The sequence below is a fragment of the Mucilaginibacter aurantiaciroseus genome (assembly GCF_024055595.1).
GTDB classification, from domain to species: domain Bacteria; phylum Bacteroidota; class Bacteroidia; order Sphingobacteriales; family Sphingobacteriaceae; genus Mucilaginibacter; species Mucilaginibacter aurantiaciroseus.
In genome coordinates this window covers 862868-878811 of record NZ_JAMXOF010000001.1, presented here as the reverse complement: position 1 = coordinate 878811, position 15944 = coordinate 862868, and the positions used below count along the sequence as shown (strand labels likewise).

Sequence of the window (15944 nt, the reverse complement as noted above, 5' to 3'; positions counted from 1 at the left end):
GGAAAATATAATAACCAACCGCTTAAAATTTCATTATGAAAAAACTTTTACCCCTATTGAAAAATGTATTTGCAAAATGCTATGTATTTTTTTTAATAGCATTAATGTTAATTGCGCTGCTTGGCATAAATAATAAAAGCGTAGCACAGGTTTATTACATGACTAATGATGCCACTCCAGGATCTGCATCTGCAGTTGATGGTATAAATCGTATGGATTACAATGGGGCAAATGCCACATTACTGGCAAACTCATTTACCGTTTCACCTGGATTAATGGAGATTGATCTGCCTAACAACCGTGCATTTGTATATGAAGCATTTTCTTCGAGCCCTCCAACCGGGCTGGGGATTAAGGTTATTAATTTAACTACCGGTGCTATAACAGCAACTATACCTATTACTGAATCTACCGCGCGATGCTACTCTATTAAATACGACCCGATAAATGACTATATTTATTACGTTGTGGCAGATAGCAGCCCTACAGCTACTTCATCAAATGACGCTTTGATCAAAGTAAAGCCTGACGGAAGCGGCAAAACGGTTGTAATATCCGGTTTTAGTAAAAACCCCACTTTGCTTGCTTTGGATATTGCACATAACAAAGCTTATGTGTATAATCAATTAGCTGTCGAAAAAAACTTTCTAACCATAAACCTATCCGGAACTCCTTCTGTTTCACAAACTATAACTTTAGTAGCGCCGGCAGGAAACCCGTTCCTGGTAAACGACATTGATTATGATGCAGAAACAGACTACTTATACTACCTTTCATCAAATAACTCGGGTAGCACAAACTTGAATGATGCGATAAGCAAGATCCATCCTAACGGTACAGGCTATGCGGCTGTTGTGGCAGTTGCGCAATCACCTACCTTTATGACTTTAGATTTGGGCAATAACCGCGCATTTGTATTTGACAATGTTGCACCGGCACGTAACATATCTTCTATTGACCTTACCTCAGGTACGGCAACTGTTGTAAAATCATTATCCGGTTTACCAACAGGTGCAACCGTTACTTCTTTATGGGTACCAAACGTCCCGGTATTAAGTACAGCAACAGCATCATCAGTAGCCGCTACTACTGCTGTATTAGGTGGTAACATAACCCGCACCGATGTTGCAGTATCAGAACGCGGTATTGTTTACAGCATTACCAATACCTTACCTACAATTGGCGCATCAGGCGTTACTAAAGTTACTAACGGTACGGGTATTGGATCGTTTACTGCAACAGTTTCGGGCTTTACTGCTAATAATACCTATTATGCCAGGGCATACGCCACTAGCGGTGCCGGTACAGCTTACGGCGATGTTACATCGTTCACTACAGTTAAAGCATCACAATCAATTACATTTGCCGCCTTAGGATCCAAAACCTACGGCACTGCCAATTTTGCACCGGGCGCTACAGCCAGCAGTGGTTTAGCAGTTAGCTATACCAGCAGTAACAGTGCCGTAGCAACTATTGTTAGTGGTAATATACATATTGTTGGTGTTGGTACCACAACCATTACCGCATCGCAAGCCGGTGATGCTAACACAAACGCCGCTACAGATGCCACACAAACACTTACAGTGGGCAAAGCAACCGTTACGGTAACCGCCGCCGCCAAAACAAAAGTATACGGCAATGCCGACCCTGCATTTACCTACACAGCCACAGGCGTAGTAGGTAGCGATGCCCCTACCGGTGCATTAAGCAGGGTAACACCAAGCACGAACAGGTTTGTTGGCGATTATGCCATTAACCAAGGCGATCTATCCTACGGTAGCAACTACAATATTACCTATGTAAGCACTAACCTTACTATCACAAAACGTCCGCTTACCATAGCTCCGCTACCAGTTACAAAACAATACGGCGACGCTGATTTTGCAACGGGGGCCCCATATAACTTTAACGGTACAAGCATCGCTCCTGAAGACGCCATTAGCGGGCCTTTCGACAAAACGCCTTCTTCCGAAAATGCAGGTATTTATGCTTTAACCATAGGCTTAAAACACCCCTTAGATCCTTCAAGCGGACAAGACAGATCAGCTAATTATGATATTTCATTTGTAACCAACACTTTTACCATCACACCCAAAACTATTAATGTAAGCGCAAACATTCTATCAAAAGCCTACGGCGATGCCGACCCTGTGTTAACTTACAGCAGCAGTCCACTTGCATTTAGCGATAGTTTCACAGGTACCCTAACAAGAGCAACCGGCGAAGGAGTTGGCGCATATACTATTACGCAAGGCGCGCTTGCCTTGAGCAGTAACTATGTTTTAAACTTTAGCGTTGGTAATAAACTTACCATCGATAAAAAAACCGTTTTTGTTAATGCAATTGCCAAAACAAAAACCTATGGCGCTGCTGACCCCACATTCAACTACACAGCCGATGCTTTGGCATTTACAGATACCTTCTCGGGTAGCTTATCAAGGCCTGCCGGCGAAACTATTGGTACTTATGCCATTAACCAGGGTTCATTAGCCTTAAATAGCAACTACACTTTATATTATACAGGTGCTAATTTAACCATAGGTATAAAAGCTATAAATGTTAATGCAGTAGCGGCCAGCAAAACCTTTGGCGAAACCGACCCTGTATTAACATACAATGCCGATGCTTTAGTAAGTGGCGATGCCTTTACCGGTAGTATAACCAGGACAGCCGGCGAAATGGCAGGCTCCTACCCTATCACCCAAGGTTCGCTTGCGTTAAGCAGTAACTATACTTTAAACTATACAGGCGTAAACCTAACCATAGGTAAACGCGACATTACAGTTAACGCATTTGCCCAAAACGTACCATACGGCGATGCTGATGTTGCAATGGGTTATAGCACTACCGGCAACGCAATTGTAGCCGGCGATGCTATAATCGGTGTGTTAGGCCGTGCGCCGGGTAATGCAATTGGCACTTATGCTATTACACAAAACACATTAACCGTATCTAACAGCAACAATTATAATATTATATTTAACAGTGCCGCCTATAATATTGTGCCGAGGCCCATCACCGTATCTTCGCCTTTCACAGTTAAGTTTTATGGCGATGCCGATCCTGCCCTTACTTATAGCGTAACTTCAGGTTCGTTATTAAGCGGCGATGTACTTAGCGGTGCGTTAATACGCGATGCCGGCGAAACCCCGGGCGCCTACACCGTACATCGGGGTACTGTAGCTGTAAACAGCACTAAATACGCTATCAACTACCAACTGGGTAATTTTGAGATTGACAGGGCGCCTTTAACGGTTACTGTAAATAACTCAACCAAGCTGGCCGGCCACCCAAACCCTACGTTTACGTATGTAATAACCGGCCTTAAAAACGCCGAGACAGAGGCAACATTCCCGCAACCATTCCAGACAGGCACACTTGCTACCACCAGTTCTCCGGTTGGCACTTACCCTGTGAGTGCTTACAATCCGTCGATAGCTAATTATGATGTTACCTATGTACAAGGCACATTAACGGTTAGGGCAGCTTCTGCCAACGCCGACCTTGCATCTTTATCTGCTGCAGAGGGAACTATTACACCAACTTTTGATGCGGCAACTACAAACTATTCATTGTCGGTTGGTGCAGATGTTAGCCATGTTAACGTAACCGGTGTACTTGCTGATGCGAATGCCAAATTATTTAGAATAAGTGGCTTGAACGCCACATCAGGCCAGGCGAACACCGTATACGTTTACCCCGGCGATAACCAGATCTCAGTAATGGTTACTGCCGAAGATAACTCAACCAGTAAGGAATACATTATAAACATAAGCAAACCTTTAGATACCAACGCTAAACTTAGCGGCTTACAATTAAGCTACAATGATAACTCTGTTTCGGTATCAAACTTCGACCCCGAAGTACATGCTTACACCGTAAATTTACCTAATGAGATAACCAGCGCGCGTTTAATACCTTTTGCTGCCGGTCGGTCTGCATTTATTAAAATAAACGGCGCCCCTTACGAAGGTTATTATGGTACGGGGGTACTAACACCAGGTGATAACAACTTCAGCTTTGAAGTAATTGCACAGGACAGGACCGTATCTGAAATTTATACACTTAATGTAAAACGCGCGCTATCTACCAATAATAAACTTTCAAACGTAACCCTAAGCACAGGCTCACTGTCGCCAGTTTTTAGTACAGATGTATTAAACTACACTGCCAATGTTGCAAGCAATATTGTAAGTATAGATGTACAAGGTTTTGTTGCCGATACTACATCAAGGTATAAAGTTAACGGAAGCGTTCTTGCCGACCGTTACCAACCCTATACAGTAGCACTTACCGGCGGCCAAAATACGATCACCTTACAGGTAACCGCTAAAAACGGTGATGTTAGAGAGTACAGGGTTGTAATTAATAAAGCATTATCTACCAACGCTACCCTTGCTAACCTAACCGTTAATAGTGTTCAATTAATTCCAATATTTGCTCCAAACGTTACTGATTATAACCAGACGATACCTTTCTCCCGCACATCAGTTAATATAACCCCAACTGCCAAAACAGCAGGTACAACAATTAGTATAAATGGCACACCTGTTGTAAGCGGAAACAATATCAATATACCTATTGTAGTTGGTACAAACACTATATCTGTTGTATCTACTGCAGAGGATGGCTCAACCACCAAAACCTATACGCTAAACATTAATCGAACAGGTTCAGGTAATGCATTATTAACACGCATAATTTTAGATCCGGTTTCAACATTATCAGCTACAACAGGTTCAGCTAATGAAAATTACCAGACTTCGGTATCACCGGCCATAAGTAGTGTACGCCTTAAAGCTACGGCGCAGCAGGCAGACGGGGTGATACGTATTAATGGTACAGTGGTAACCAACGATAATTACTCCAACCCTATCCTGCTACAGGCAGGTACTACAGTTATTAATGTTGTAATAACCGCCCAGGATGGAATAACTACCAAAAGCTATTCAATAACCGTTAACCGTGCGGGTTCAAGCAATGCATCAATAACCGGACTCGCCCTTGACCCCATTTCAAAATTATCAGCTATAACAGGTTCGGCTAGTGAAAATTACCAAGCCTCGGTATCACTGGCCATAAACAGTGTGCGCCTTAAGGCTACGACACAGCAGGCAGACGCGGTGATCCGTGTTAACGGTACGGTGGTAACCAACGATAATTACTCCAACCCTATCCTGCTACAGGCAGGTACTACAGTTATTAATGTTGTAATAACCGCCCAAGATGGAGTAACTACCAAAAGCTATTCAATAACCGTTAACCGTGCGGGTTCAAACAATGCAGCAGCAACCGGATTCGCCCTTGATCCAGTTTCAAAATTATCAGCTATAACAGGTTCGGCTAGTGAAAATTACCAGGCTTCGGTATCACCGGCCATAAGCAGTGTGCGCCTTAAGGCTACGACACAGCAGGCAGACGCGGTGATCCGTGTTAACGGTACGGTGGTAACCAACGATAATTACTCCAACCCTATCCTGCTACAGGCAGGTGCTACAGTTATTAATGTTGTAATAACCGCCCAAGATGGAGTAACTACCAAAAGCTATTCAATAACCGTTAACCGTGCGGGTTCAAACAATGCAGCAGCAACCAGACTCGCCCTTGACCCCATTTCAAAATTATCAGCTATAACAGGTTCGGCTAGTGAAAATTACCAGGCTTCGGTATCACCGGCCATAAGCAGTGTGCGACTTAAGGCTACGACACAGCAGGCAGACGCGGTGATCCGTGTTAACGGTACAGTGGTAACCAACGACAATTACTCTAATCCTATCACGCTACAGGCAGGTGCTACAGTTATAAATGTTGTAATAACCGCCCAGGATGGAGTAACTACCAAAAGCTATTCAATAACCGTTAATCATGCGGGTTCAAACAATGCATTCTTAACGCGCATGGATTTAGATCCGGTTTCAATTTTGTCAGCTACAACAGGTTCGGCTAATGTAAACTATCAGGCTTCAATATCACCGGCCATAAGCAGTGTACGCCTTAAGGCTACGGCGCAGCAGGCAGATGCGGTGGTCCGCGTTAACGGGACGGTGGTAACCAATGCCAATTACTCTAACCCTATCACGCTGGACGCGGGAGTAACTGTTATCAATGTTGTAATAACCGCCCAAGATGGAATAACTACCAAAAGCTATTCAATAACCGTTAATCATGCGGGTTCAAACAATGCATTCTTAACGCGCATAGATTTAGATCCGGTTTCAGTATTGTCAGCTATAACAAGTTCGGCTAGTGAAAATTACCAGGCTTCGGTATCACCGGCCATAAGCAGTGTGCGCCTTAAGGCTACGGCACAGCAGGCAGACGCAGTGGTCCGCGTTAACGGTGCGGTGGTAACCAATGCCAATTACTCTAACCCTATCACGCTGGACGTGGGAGTAACTGTTATCAATGTTGTAATAACCGCCCAGGATGGGGTAACTACCAAAACCTATTCAGTAACCGTTAACAAGCCAATTCCTAACAATACATTAGCAGTTACAAAAGCTGGTGTAAATATGCTGGCGAACAGATCAAACAACATCGGCACCTTTGATAAAGATAACGTAGTGGTTCATCAGGGTGTATCCCCTAACGGTGATGGTTTTAATGATTTCTTAGTAGTTGAAGGCTTATCTTCACTAACAGGAAACAAAATATCGATCATGAACTCGAGCGGTACGCTGGTATTTGATATGAAAGATTACGGTAAAGATGGTAGCAGGGTATTTGATGGTCACGCTAAAAACGGAAAATTGCTTAACGCCGGCACTTACTACTACACCCTTGATTATAATGACGGTAGCAAGGACAAACATAAAACAGGCTACATCATCCTGAAATACTAAGCATAGCCTTACAATTTAACAAACGATTAGTGTGGACGCAATTACATTTGATACTACTTTAAAAAGAACAATATTTATGATGACCACAGGCCTGCTGCTGTTATGCGGTGGCAGGCTAAAGGCCCAGCAGCAGATCTACTCGTACGCGCAGTATGCTGATAACCTTACCCCAGTTAATGCTGCTTACTCTATGCTGGATAAAGCAGGATCGTTAAGCGTAATGGGCCGCAGGCAGTTTATAGGTGTCGACGGCGCACCAACCAGTTTACTGTTAAGCGGTACATTGCCTATACAATCGATAAATGGTGCAGTTGGTGTTTACGTATTAAATGATAAGGTTGCCATTGAAAATCAATTGGAAATCAATGCTTTTTTTGCGAAGAGTATCCAGCTTACCGGGAATGATTTTTTGGCCGTATCTCTAAACGCGGGGATCCGTAATTATTCGGCACTATATTCTACTGTTGCCGATAATGATGACGCATTTAAAAATGATGTAAGGGAAACCAGCCCAAACCTTGGTTTTGGCGTAATGTTTTATAGCGACAGGTACTATTTAGGTCTTTCGTTACCAGAGCTTACCATTCGTAGCCTGGGTACTGCTTCGGTACAGCAAGCTAACTATCTAAAAAACCACTTCTACTTTTCGGGCGCCTACTTGTTGGATATGGGCGAGGACATGAAGTTTAAACCGTCGGCACTGGTAGCTTATGTAAAGGATGCGGCATTATTAACCGATGTTACCGGCACTATATATTTTAAAGAGCAGTTAGGTATCGGTGCGGGTTACCGCAGCAACAAAAGGGCAACCGGTATTTTATCTGTTACCGGTGATACTTACAAAGTGGGTTACTCCTACCAGTTTGGCACATCATCAAACACCCTTGGCGGTTTTAATACTGCCATACACGAGGTTAGCTTAAGCTACCGTTTCGGCAAAACAGGTGTACGAAAGTTATTGTAATATCATTCTTTTGAATAATATCAGAGCCGCGTTAAACGCTAACACGGCTTTTTTGTGAGTTGATTGTTACACCCGCAAATTCTGTTTATACCTGCCAATATTATATTTATCAATACATTAGCATCTGCCCATTTTCGTAATTGTTAAATAGGCTCCAATTATTAATTTTACTGACATTACTTTTCTAATATTCGGATCATATATGAAACTTGCCATCGACCATAAAAGCCCTATCCCCTTACACATACAGGCCGAACGCTTAATAAGAGAATTAATAAAACAACCCGAATACAAAGCAGGCAAGCTTTTACCCAACGAGGTTGACCTGGCTAAAAAGCTGGCCATATCCCGCACCACCCTAAGGCAGGCGATAAATACGCTGGTAAACGAAGAATTACTTACCCGTAAAAAGAAAGTGGGAACCAAAGTGGCGCACCAAAAGATCAGTTCAAAATCTATGAACTGGCTTAGCTTTTCGCAGGAGATGAAAACCCGTGGCATCCCAGTAAAAAACTACGAACTTCATGTAAGCTGGGTTTACCCGGAAGAATTCATCGCTAACTTTTTCGAGATCAAAACGGATAAAAAGATCCTGAAAATGGAGCGTTTAAGAGGCAGCGACGAAGAGGCGTTTGTATACTTCATATCGTACTTTCACCCGCGCATTGGCCTAACCGGCGAAGAGGATTTTAAAATGCCCTTATACGAAATGCTGGAGACCGAGCACTCGTCAATAGCGGTACTGTCCAAAGAAGAAATAAGCGCCCGTATTGCCGATAAAACGCTGGCAGCTAAATTAGAAATAGAAACCGGCAGCCCAATCCTGTTCCGCAAGAGATTTGTGTACGACCAGGGCGAACGCCCGTTGGAATACAACGTAGGTTATTATAAAGCCGATAGCTTTGTTTACACCGTAGAGAGCCGCCGTACTTTTTAAGTTAATTTTTCCAGTTCTTTGGAAATTAACTTAAATAAAATATGTTTGTACATTATGACATATAATCCAAATTTAGCAGATGATAAAATCACCAAACCTTTAAATGAACTGAGGAATACTGATCAGTTGATCATGTCGGGCAGTACAAATAACCATACTACTCAGAACTACGATATTTATCCGTCATTCAAAATTAATGGTACGATATATAACGGTTATAATAGTTTTGCAGACCACATTATAAATACGGGCGGTAATTTTATCCTTGATGGCTACGGCGGAGTACAATGGGCAATTGTGAAGGCTTTACTTAGCAATGTATTTAAAGTTAAAGGTATAGATGCTAACTGGATTTCAATTGAAACCTATCTTAAACCCGAGCAGGAAATTGACAGGCTTATTGCCCCATATCTTGGCGGTGATGACCCGCTGTTTGGCAAAGTTTATCCGGGTGACATTTCTGATTTTTACGATACAACAAGCATAGATACATTAAAACCCGCAGCCAATAAATTGAACATCCTTTACAGCTGCGGTGCGGCATTGGTAAACTGGGATAGCCCGGTTGTGTATTTTGATGTGCCGAAAAATGAGATCCAGTTCCGTTCGCGGGCGGGAAATGTTTGTAACCTTGGTGCAGGCACTCCTATCGAACCGAAGGCACAATATAAACGTTTTTACTTTATAGACTGGGTGGTTTTAAACAAACACAAACAAGCCCTGCTCTCCCGTATTAATGCCTTTGTTGATGAACAGCGCCCCAATGACATTACCTGGATAAAGGGTGATGCTTTACGTGCCGCCTTAACAGATATGTCTACCAAGGTATTCCGTGCAAGGCCATGGTTCGAGCCGGGGATTTGGGGCGGGCAATGGATAAAAAATAACATCGATGGGTTAAATAAAGATATAGTTAACTACGCATGGTCGTTTGAGTTGATCGCGCCCGAGAATGGCGTGATGCTGGAGAATGCTGGCAGGCGTTTGGAGGTATCTATAGACAGCCTTTTATACAACAACAACCGCGCCGTATTGGGTAAAGCAGCAAAAAGGTTTGGCTGCAAATTCCCTATCCGTTTCGATTTTTTAGATACGATGGATGGCGATAACCTTTCGGTACAATGCCACCCAACTGTGGCCTATACAAAGGCCAATTTTGGTGAGGATTTTACACAGGATGAAACCTATTATATTTTAGAAGCAGAACCGGGTGCCGAGGTTTATTTAGGCTTCCAGGAAAACATCGATAAAGATAGTTTTAAAACCATTTTAGAGGAGAGTTTTAAAAATAGCGAACCCATTGATGTAGAAAAATACGTGCAGGTATTCCCGACTAAAAAGCACGACCTGTTCCTGATACCAAACGGAACGGTGCATTGCTCTGGCAAAAACAATATGGTGCTCGAAATTAGCGCAACGCCATACATCTTCACCTTTAAAATGTACGATTGGGTACGCACCGACCTTACAAGCAAACCACGGACATTGAATATAGACCGTGCTTTTGACAATCTGAATTTTGACCGTAAAGGTGACGTGGTTACCAAAACATTGATATCTAAACAATCCGTGGTAAAAAAAGGCACCGATTGGCAATTGCTTAACTTAAGCACACACCCTGATCATTTTTATAACCTAGACCGTTTTGAATTTGATACGCGTGTGGTAGATGTAACCAACGACCATTGTCTTGTGCTTAGTTTGGTAGAAGGCGATTGTATCACCGTAAAAACGGGTGACCTTGAGCAAGTGATCCATTACGCCGAAACATTCATCATCCCGGCGAATGCCAATATTTACAGCATGTATAATAATGGACAAAAACGTGCAAAAGTTGTGAAGGCATATGTTAAAGATGAGTGCTGTTAAACCAATTATAACCAAACCTAAATGTGTAATATAAACTTAGAATTTAAACCTAAAAAATTGTCTTTATTTTTAGTGGCGATAACCCTTGTAGCCACTATGGGTGGTTTTCTGTTTGGGTTTGATATTGCCGTGATATCGGGTGTACTGCCATTCGTAAAAGATCAGTTCACGCTATCTCCTGTTGCCGAGGGTTGGTTTGTTTCGTCGGCCCTGGTGGGTTGTATCATTGGGGTATCATTCTCCGGTGAACTCAGCGACCGCCTTGGCCGTAAAAAGATGCTGATGCTGTCGGCTGTTCTTTTTTTTATCTCAGCAGCTGGTACAGCACTATCATCGGGCTTTACTTCCCTCGTCTTAACCCGCATGTTGGGTGGCACCGGTATTGGTGTAGCATCTATAGTTGCGCCGCTCTACATTTCAGAAATTGCACCAGCAAAAGTACGCGGGCGTTTAGTTACATTTTACCAGTTGGCTATCACTGCAGGTATCCTTGTCGCTTACCTTACCAATTCGCAATTGCTTAGTTTTTCGCTATCGCATAAAAGTGGGTTATCAAACAGTTTATTCAACCTGGTTTTAGTTAAAGAAGTATGGCGAAGCATGCTTGGCCTGGGCATTATTCCCTCGCTCCTGTTTTTTATAGGTTTGGCATTTGTGCCCGAAAGCCCGCGCTGGTTATTGCAAAAAGGAAAAATCACGGAAGGTGTTGCCATCCTTACCAAAATTGAGGACGCCGATACCGCAACAAAAGAAGCGGACATTATCAAAAATAGAACCACCAAAGATGTGGGGACTTATAAGGAGCTCTTTACCCCGGCTTTGAGGAAACCTTTATTAATTGGTATCCTGCTACCCCTGTTCTCACAATTCAGCGGGATTAACGCGGTTATTTACTACGGCCCGCGCATTTTAAGCGATGCAGGTATCAACATCAGCAATGCACTGTTAGGGCAAATCGTTTTCGGGTTAGCGAACTTCCTGTTCACCATTATCGCTATCTGGAAGGTTGATAAAATGGGACGAAGGCCTTTGTACATTGCAGGTTCGCTTGGTGCAACGGTTTCCTTATTCTTTACCGGCTGGTGCTTTTTTCACGGGAGCACAAATAGCATCGCTTTAGTAATCAGTATTATACTTTTCCTGGCTTGTTTTGCTTTCTCTATCGGCCCGTTAAAGTTTGTGATAGCCGCAGAGATCTTCCCCACCCGGATCCGTGGCCGCGCGTTAGCCATCAGCATTATGGTGATGTGGATAGCAGATACTATTGTTGGACAGCTAACCCCTATCCTTTTAGGTTCTATCGGCCCTGCTTATACCTTTTGGTTCTTCTCGGCGTGCTGCCTGCTATCCTTTTGGACAGTTTACAAAATGGTACCCGAAACCAAAGGAAAATCATTGGAAGAAGTGCAGGATATTTGGGTGGGACATTAATCTACCACAGTCTTACTTACCGGCTGTAAAGGTCTAGGTAGCTCCCGGCGCGGTTTTAAAACTGTAAAACGTGCCTTTGTCCTGCACTTTACCTTCATTACCGACCGGCTGATATCTAGTTCGCGTTGATAGCCTGTTGCTATACTATCTTTAACCGCGAATTTAATATACAGGTCTCCAAACGCCTGATAACCACCTGTTTCATTTTCGTCGCTGGTCCAAAGGCTGATCTCGTTAAACTGGATACGTTCCTGCGTTACGCCGCCAAAAAACATCCCGCCCATACGTCAGTTACCGAAAAGGTAAGCATCTGTCATCCAGTATTTAGCGGGCATGTTATCCCAAAGTTTTAATTCTTGGGCACTGGCGCAGGAAAATATTATCGCGAAAAGCAGTGTGGAAGCGGTGCGTAAAAGGTTATTCATAAGTACCTTTAAATAGATCTGTCTAAATGCACATATCCGCCGTCAACGTAAGTGATTTGCCCTGTTGTATGGCTTGATACGGGCGACAACAGGAATACAACCGTATTGGCTATTTCCTCAACCGTCGTCATACGTTTCTCTAAGGGGATATTTTGTGTTATAGAAGCCAATTTTTCTTTAGGATTTTCGAGCGTTTGCAACCAGCGCTCGTACAACGGGGTGTAGCATTCGGACACCACCACAGCATTTACACGGATGTTGTGTGGTAACAATTCAACCGCCCACTCCCTTGTAAGCGCGTTACGCCCACCGTTAGCCGCGGCATAGGCAGATGTGCCACCCTGCCCGGTATCGGCCACTTTTGAACTAATATTTACAATGCTGCCCTGCGATTTGATTAGTTCCGGCAATGCATAATGCACCACCATGTAATAATGCACCAGGTTTTTATGCAGCGATTGCATGAACTTTTCGTAGTTGCCATTCTGCAAACCTACACCATCATTTTCGCCGGCGTTATTTACAACACCATCAATACAGCCGAATTGATTTATTACTTTTTCTACTGCTGTGCGGCATTCATCGGGGTTTGATAGCTCGGCTTGTATAGCGAATGCTTTGCCACCGGCAGCTTCAATCTCCTGTACTGTTTTAATATTTTCCGCCTCGGTGCGACTTAAAATCACCGGGATAGCACTTTCTTTCGCCAATAAAACGGCAATGCCTTTGCCTATACCGCGTGCGCCGCCGGTTACAATAATTACTTTGCTTTTTATTTGTAGATCCATAATGGTTGAGCCGGCTGGTACCGGTATAATTGGTGATAATTTACCTGTAAATACCAATTGGTAGTATGCTGATATGCAAATTAAGCCTTTGTTAGATGCTTGAAATTTTATCCTTTTGCAAATTATTAAGCAATATTGTAAATTAATAAAACAATTTTGAAATTTTAAGACTTTTAAATTGAATTATTGTACATTCATCTTACCAATTAATGACTTCATGAAACCTCAATTGCTAAAAGTATCTACCGGATGGTGTACTCCTTCATTGCCCGGCGGGATATTATGCCCAATGTGAATAACCGCTGGCATTACCATCCCGAGGTTGAATTGGTTTACTTTTAAAAAGGTAACGGCACACAGTTCATAGGCGATTGCATCACCCAATTCAATACCGGCGATGTGGTGTTGGTTGGCATAAACCTGCCCCACTACCGGCAGTTCGACGAAAGTTATTTTGATAAAGAGGCAGGCATTAGTGCCGATGTAAGCGTGATCCATTTTAACGAGAACTTTTGGGGCGATGCCTTCCTGCAACTACCCAAAACCCAGGAGATTAAAAACGTGCTCAAACAATCAAAACGCGGCATCCAGATAACGGGCGAGAACCTAAAACAAATAGGCCACCAAATTGAGCAAATAATTTATGCCGAAGGTGCGCGGAAGATCATCCTTTTAATGGAAGTATTGATGGCCCTAGGCGACAGCGCGGAGGATAACATGTTGGCCTCGATGGGCTTCCAGCACAACTTCCAGGAAGCAGAAAAAGACCGGATTAACGCCATCTATAATTATTCCATAGCCATTTTTTAGAAAAAGACCTCGCTGGAGGAAATAGCAGCGGTGGCCAACATCAGCCCCAACTCATTTTGCAAATTCTTTAAATCGCGCAGCAGAAAAACCTATTCGAGGTTCATTAACGAAATTAGAGTGGGTAATGCCTGTAAGCTGTTGATCAATAACCAGCAGAACGTAAAAGAGATCTGTTACGATAGCGGCTTTTACAACTTCGCCAGTTTCCATAAGTACTTTAAGGAGATAACCGGCAAAAGCCCGTTAACTTACCAAAAGACCTACATTAAGCAGTAATTATTTCTACTGAATAGTACTTTGCGCCCAGTTTTTTAACAGGGTGATGGCATCGTAAAATGCCCCTGCTTCCCCCCTAAAATCACCGGAACCTGATGCCTTGCCATTGCGTACATCATATCATTCGTAAAAGCCATCGTTTTTTATAACCCTGTCTATCATCGGTGTTAATTTGGTGTAAACCTCCTGAGGCATGTTATTGATAACAAGGGCATGGATAGTGCGCCCGCCAAACCATGTCCAATCGCCGCCGTTTTAATAGGAATAAGCCGCCATATTGGTGAATACTTTTGTTGGGTAAACAGGATAAACCGTCATGCCTATTGTAGCAAATTTCGCGTTAGCAGCCATTGCCAAAAGCTGTTTGTTAATTGCTTTTATTTCGGTTTTGCTATGTAACCCGGCCAATATAACACAGGTGGTACCTCCTGAATACAATATCTTACGCTCATTAAAATCTTTAGGAAAAGGACTTCTATCTAAGTATAAATGTGGGATATACTTTTGTGCTTTAGTATCCCAAAAGTATTACGGATATTTACCTTTATGGCTACTTTAACTTTCAGCCAATGGGTTTGCTTTTACAGGTAGCAGATTTCATCTCCATAAAATCGCTGATGGCGGATACAAACATGGTGTTATCGTATATATCGATAGTCCATTTGGTATTATTGTCAATCACTACCCCCCAACCGTTTTGTGGCTGCACATCGCCCCAATCTATCGCTGTAGAGCCTTTTATTAAACCATATTTTGCCAACCACCATTCTTTTAACAGATATTTCATGGTAGCCTCCATACGTTGTATAACGGTACGGTCGCCAGCTTTTTCGTCAAGAATTATTTTATCACCGGTTACGTGAACATACTTTTTCACGGCCTGTATCAATGACGATTCCTGATCTGTTTCAATGGTGTTTTTGTGGATGGACCAGCCCGGCGCCAGGTCAGAATGTAGGTAGGCATAACCAGCATTCGCGTTTTTTGAATTAATGGCACCATCAGGTATATCATTATCATTTGCCTGTGTCTTGAAAAACACCAGCAAAGCAACCCTTACATCCGTTTTGCTGAGGGCCTGTAAAGAACCTTTAATGAACGTATTAAAATCGCAAATCCATGATGAATATCACCAAACTACGCGGCCCGTGTGTCCCTAAAACAAGGGATTGCTCTATATCGGCAGTTTTGGAAGGGCTGGCTATAAAGCATGCAAAACCATGATCGCTACCCTCTGTACTCAGGTACGCCGCGTGCATATCGGCCACAATATCTGAGGCGTTTACCACAAAAGCTAAATGCTGGCAAATGAACGGAAGTACTCGTTTACCCATTTGCTTTTCGGTCACCCAAAGGGCGCTATTCTCGGCTACGCCAGGTTCTGCTTCTAATATGGCTAACTCCACGTTTTCTAATTCATGTGGTGTAGCATTAGCGAACGATGCGGCATCATCTGCAACATCAAACAATTCGGGCAACGTAATATGCACACGTGTGCCTGGGATGATATTCAAATGTGCTTTAATGCTGTCAATTAACACCACCTTACCCCCAACATTACCCTCTTTCATGATAACACCTCCTTAACACCGTTCAATATTT

The 15944-nt window shown here is 43.1% G+C and carries 13 protein-coding genes; 7 read left to right on the top strand and 6 right to left on the bottom strand.

Features of this window, described 5'->3' with window-relative positions:
* Positions 1–35: 35 nt before the first annotated feature.
* The 5 genes from NAF17_RS04070 to NAF17_RS04050 all read left to right on the top strand — a co-directional run bounded on the left by NAF17_RS04070 (position 36) and on the right by NAF17_RS04050 (position 12043).
* The gene (locus NAF17_RS04070) at positions 36–6842 is read left to right on the top strand and encodes a cadherin-like beta sandwich domain-containing protein (RefSeq protein WP_252756700.1); all 6807 of its coding nucleotides are present in this window, start codon (positions 36–38) and stop codon (positions 6840–6842) included.
* A 31-nt stretch (positions 6843–6873) separates the two neighbouring features.
* Complete coding sequence (locus NAF17_RS04065) at positions 6874–7806, top strand: PorP/SprF family type IX secretion system membrane protein (RefSeq protein WP_252756699.1); 933 nt, start codon at positions 6874–6876, stop codon at positions 7804–7806.
* Between the two features lie 202 nt (positions 7807–8008).
* Entirely contained in the window at positions 8009–8743 is a 735-nt protein-coding gene (locus NAF17_RS04060) for a GntR family transcriptional regulator (protein ID WP_252756698.1), read from the top strand.
* Between the two features lie 54 nt (positions 8744–8797).
* Positions 8798–10612, top strand: a complete 1815-nt coding sequence (locus NAF17_RS04055) for a class I mannose-6-phosphate isomerase (RefSeq protein WP_252756697.1) — start codon at positions 8798–8800, stop codon at positions 10610–10612.
* Between the two features lie 57 nt (positions 10613–10669).
* The gene (locus NAF17_RS04050) at positions 10670–12043 is read left to right on the top strand and encodes a sugar porter family MFS transporter (RefSeq protein WP_252756696.1); all 1374 of its coding nucleotides are present in this window, start codon (positions 10670–10672) and stop codon (positions 12041–12043) included.
* On the opposite strand, the gene NAF17_RS04045 is transcribed toward NAF17_RS04050, so the two are convergent.
* The 3 genes from NAF17_RS04045 to NAF17_RS04035 are packed head-to-tail and all read right to left on the bottom strand — an operon-like array spanning position 12040 to position 13256.
* A complete protein-coding gene (locus NAF17_RS04045; protein WP_252756695.1) occupies positions 12040–12327 on the bottom strand; it encodes a glycoside hydrolase N-terminal domain-containing protein in 288 nt (95 codons plus the stop codon). The two genes, NAF17_RS04050 and NAF17_RS04045, sit on opposite strands and share 4 nt — an antisense overlap.
* Positions 12328–12330: 3 nt before the next feature.
* Complete coding sequence (locus tag NAF17_RS04040; RefSeq protein WP_252756694.1) at positions 12331–12468, bottom strand: hypothetical protein; 138 nt, start codon at positions 12466–12468, stop codon at positions 12331–12333.
* Positions 12469–12476: 8 nt separating this feature from the next.
* A complete protein-coding gene (locus NAF17_RS04035; RefSeq protein WP_252756693.1) occupies positions 12477–13256 on the bottom strand; it encodes an L-fucose dehydrogenase in 780 nt (259 codons plus the stop codon).
* Positions 13257–13658: 402 nt separating this feature from the next.
* On the opposite strand from NAF17_RS04035, the gene NAF17_RS18255 reads away from it, so the two are divergent.
* Positions 13659–14066 carry a cupin domain-containing protein gene (locus tag NAF17_RS18255; protein WP_370340546.1) on the top strand — a complete coding sequence of 136 codons (408 nt, stop codon included), beginning with the start codon at positions 13659–13661 and terminating at the stop codon, positions 14064–14066.
* 30 nt (positions 14067–14096) lie between these two features.
* Complete coding sequence (locus NAF17_RS18250) at positions 14097–14342, top strand: helix-turn-helix domain-containing protein (protein WP_370340544.1); 246 nt, start codon at positions 14097–14099, stop codon at positions 14340–14342.
* A gap of 255 nt (positions 14343–14597) precedes the next feature.
* Here the strand turns inward: NAF17_RS18250 and NAF17_RS04025 are convergent, their stop codons facing one another.
* From NAF17_RS04025 to NAF17_RS04015, 3 genes are all read right to left on the bottom strand, one after another.
* Complete coding sequence (locus NAF17_RS04025; protein WP_252756692.1) at positions 14598–14750, bottom strand: hypothetical protein; 153 nt, start codon at positions 14748–14750, stop codon at positions 14598–14600.
* Between the two features lie 154 nt (positions 14751–14904).
* On the bottom strand, positions 14905–15384 hold the full coding sequence (locus NAF17_RS04020) for a hypothetical protein (RefSeq protein ID WP_252756691.1): 480 nt from the start codon (positions 15382–15384) through the stop codon (positions 14905–14907).
* A gap of 61 nt (positions 15385–15445) precedes the next feature.
* Positions 15446–15913 carry a LutC/YkgG family protein gene (locus NAF17_RS04015; protein ID WP_252756690.1) on the bottom strand — a complete coding sequence of 156 codons (468 nt, stop codon included), beginning with the start codon at positions 15911–15913 and terminating at the stop codon, positions 15446–15448.
* Positions 15914–15944 lie beyond the last annotated feature (31 nt).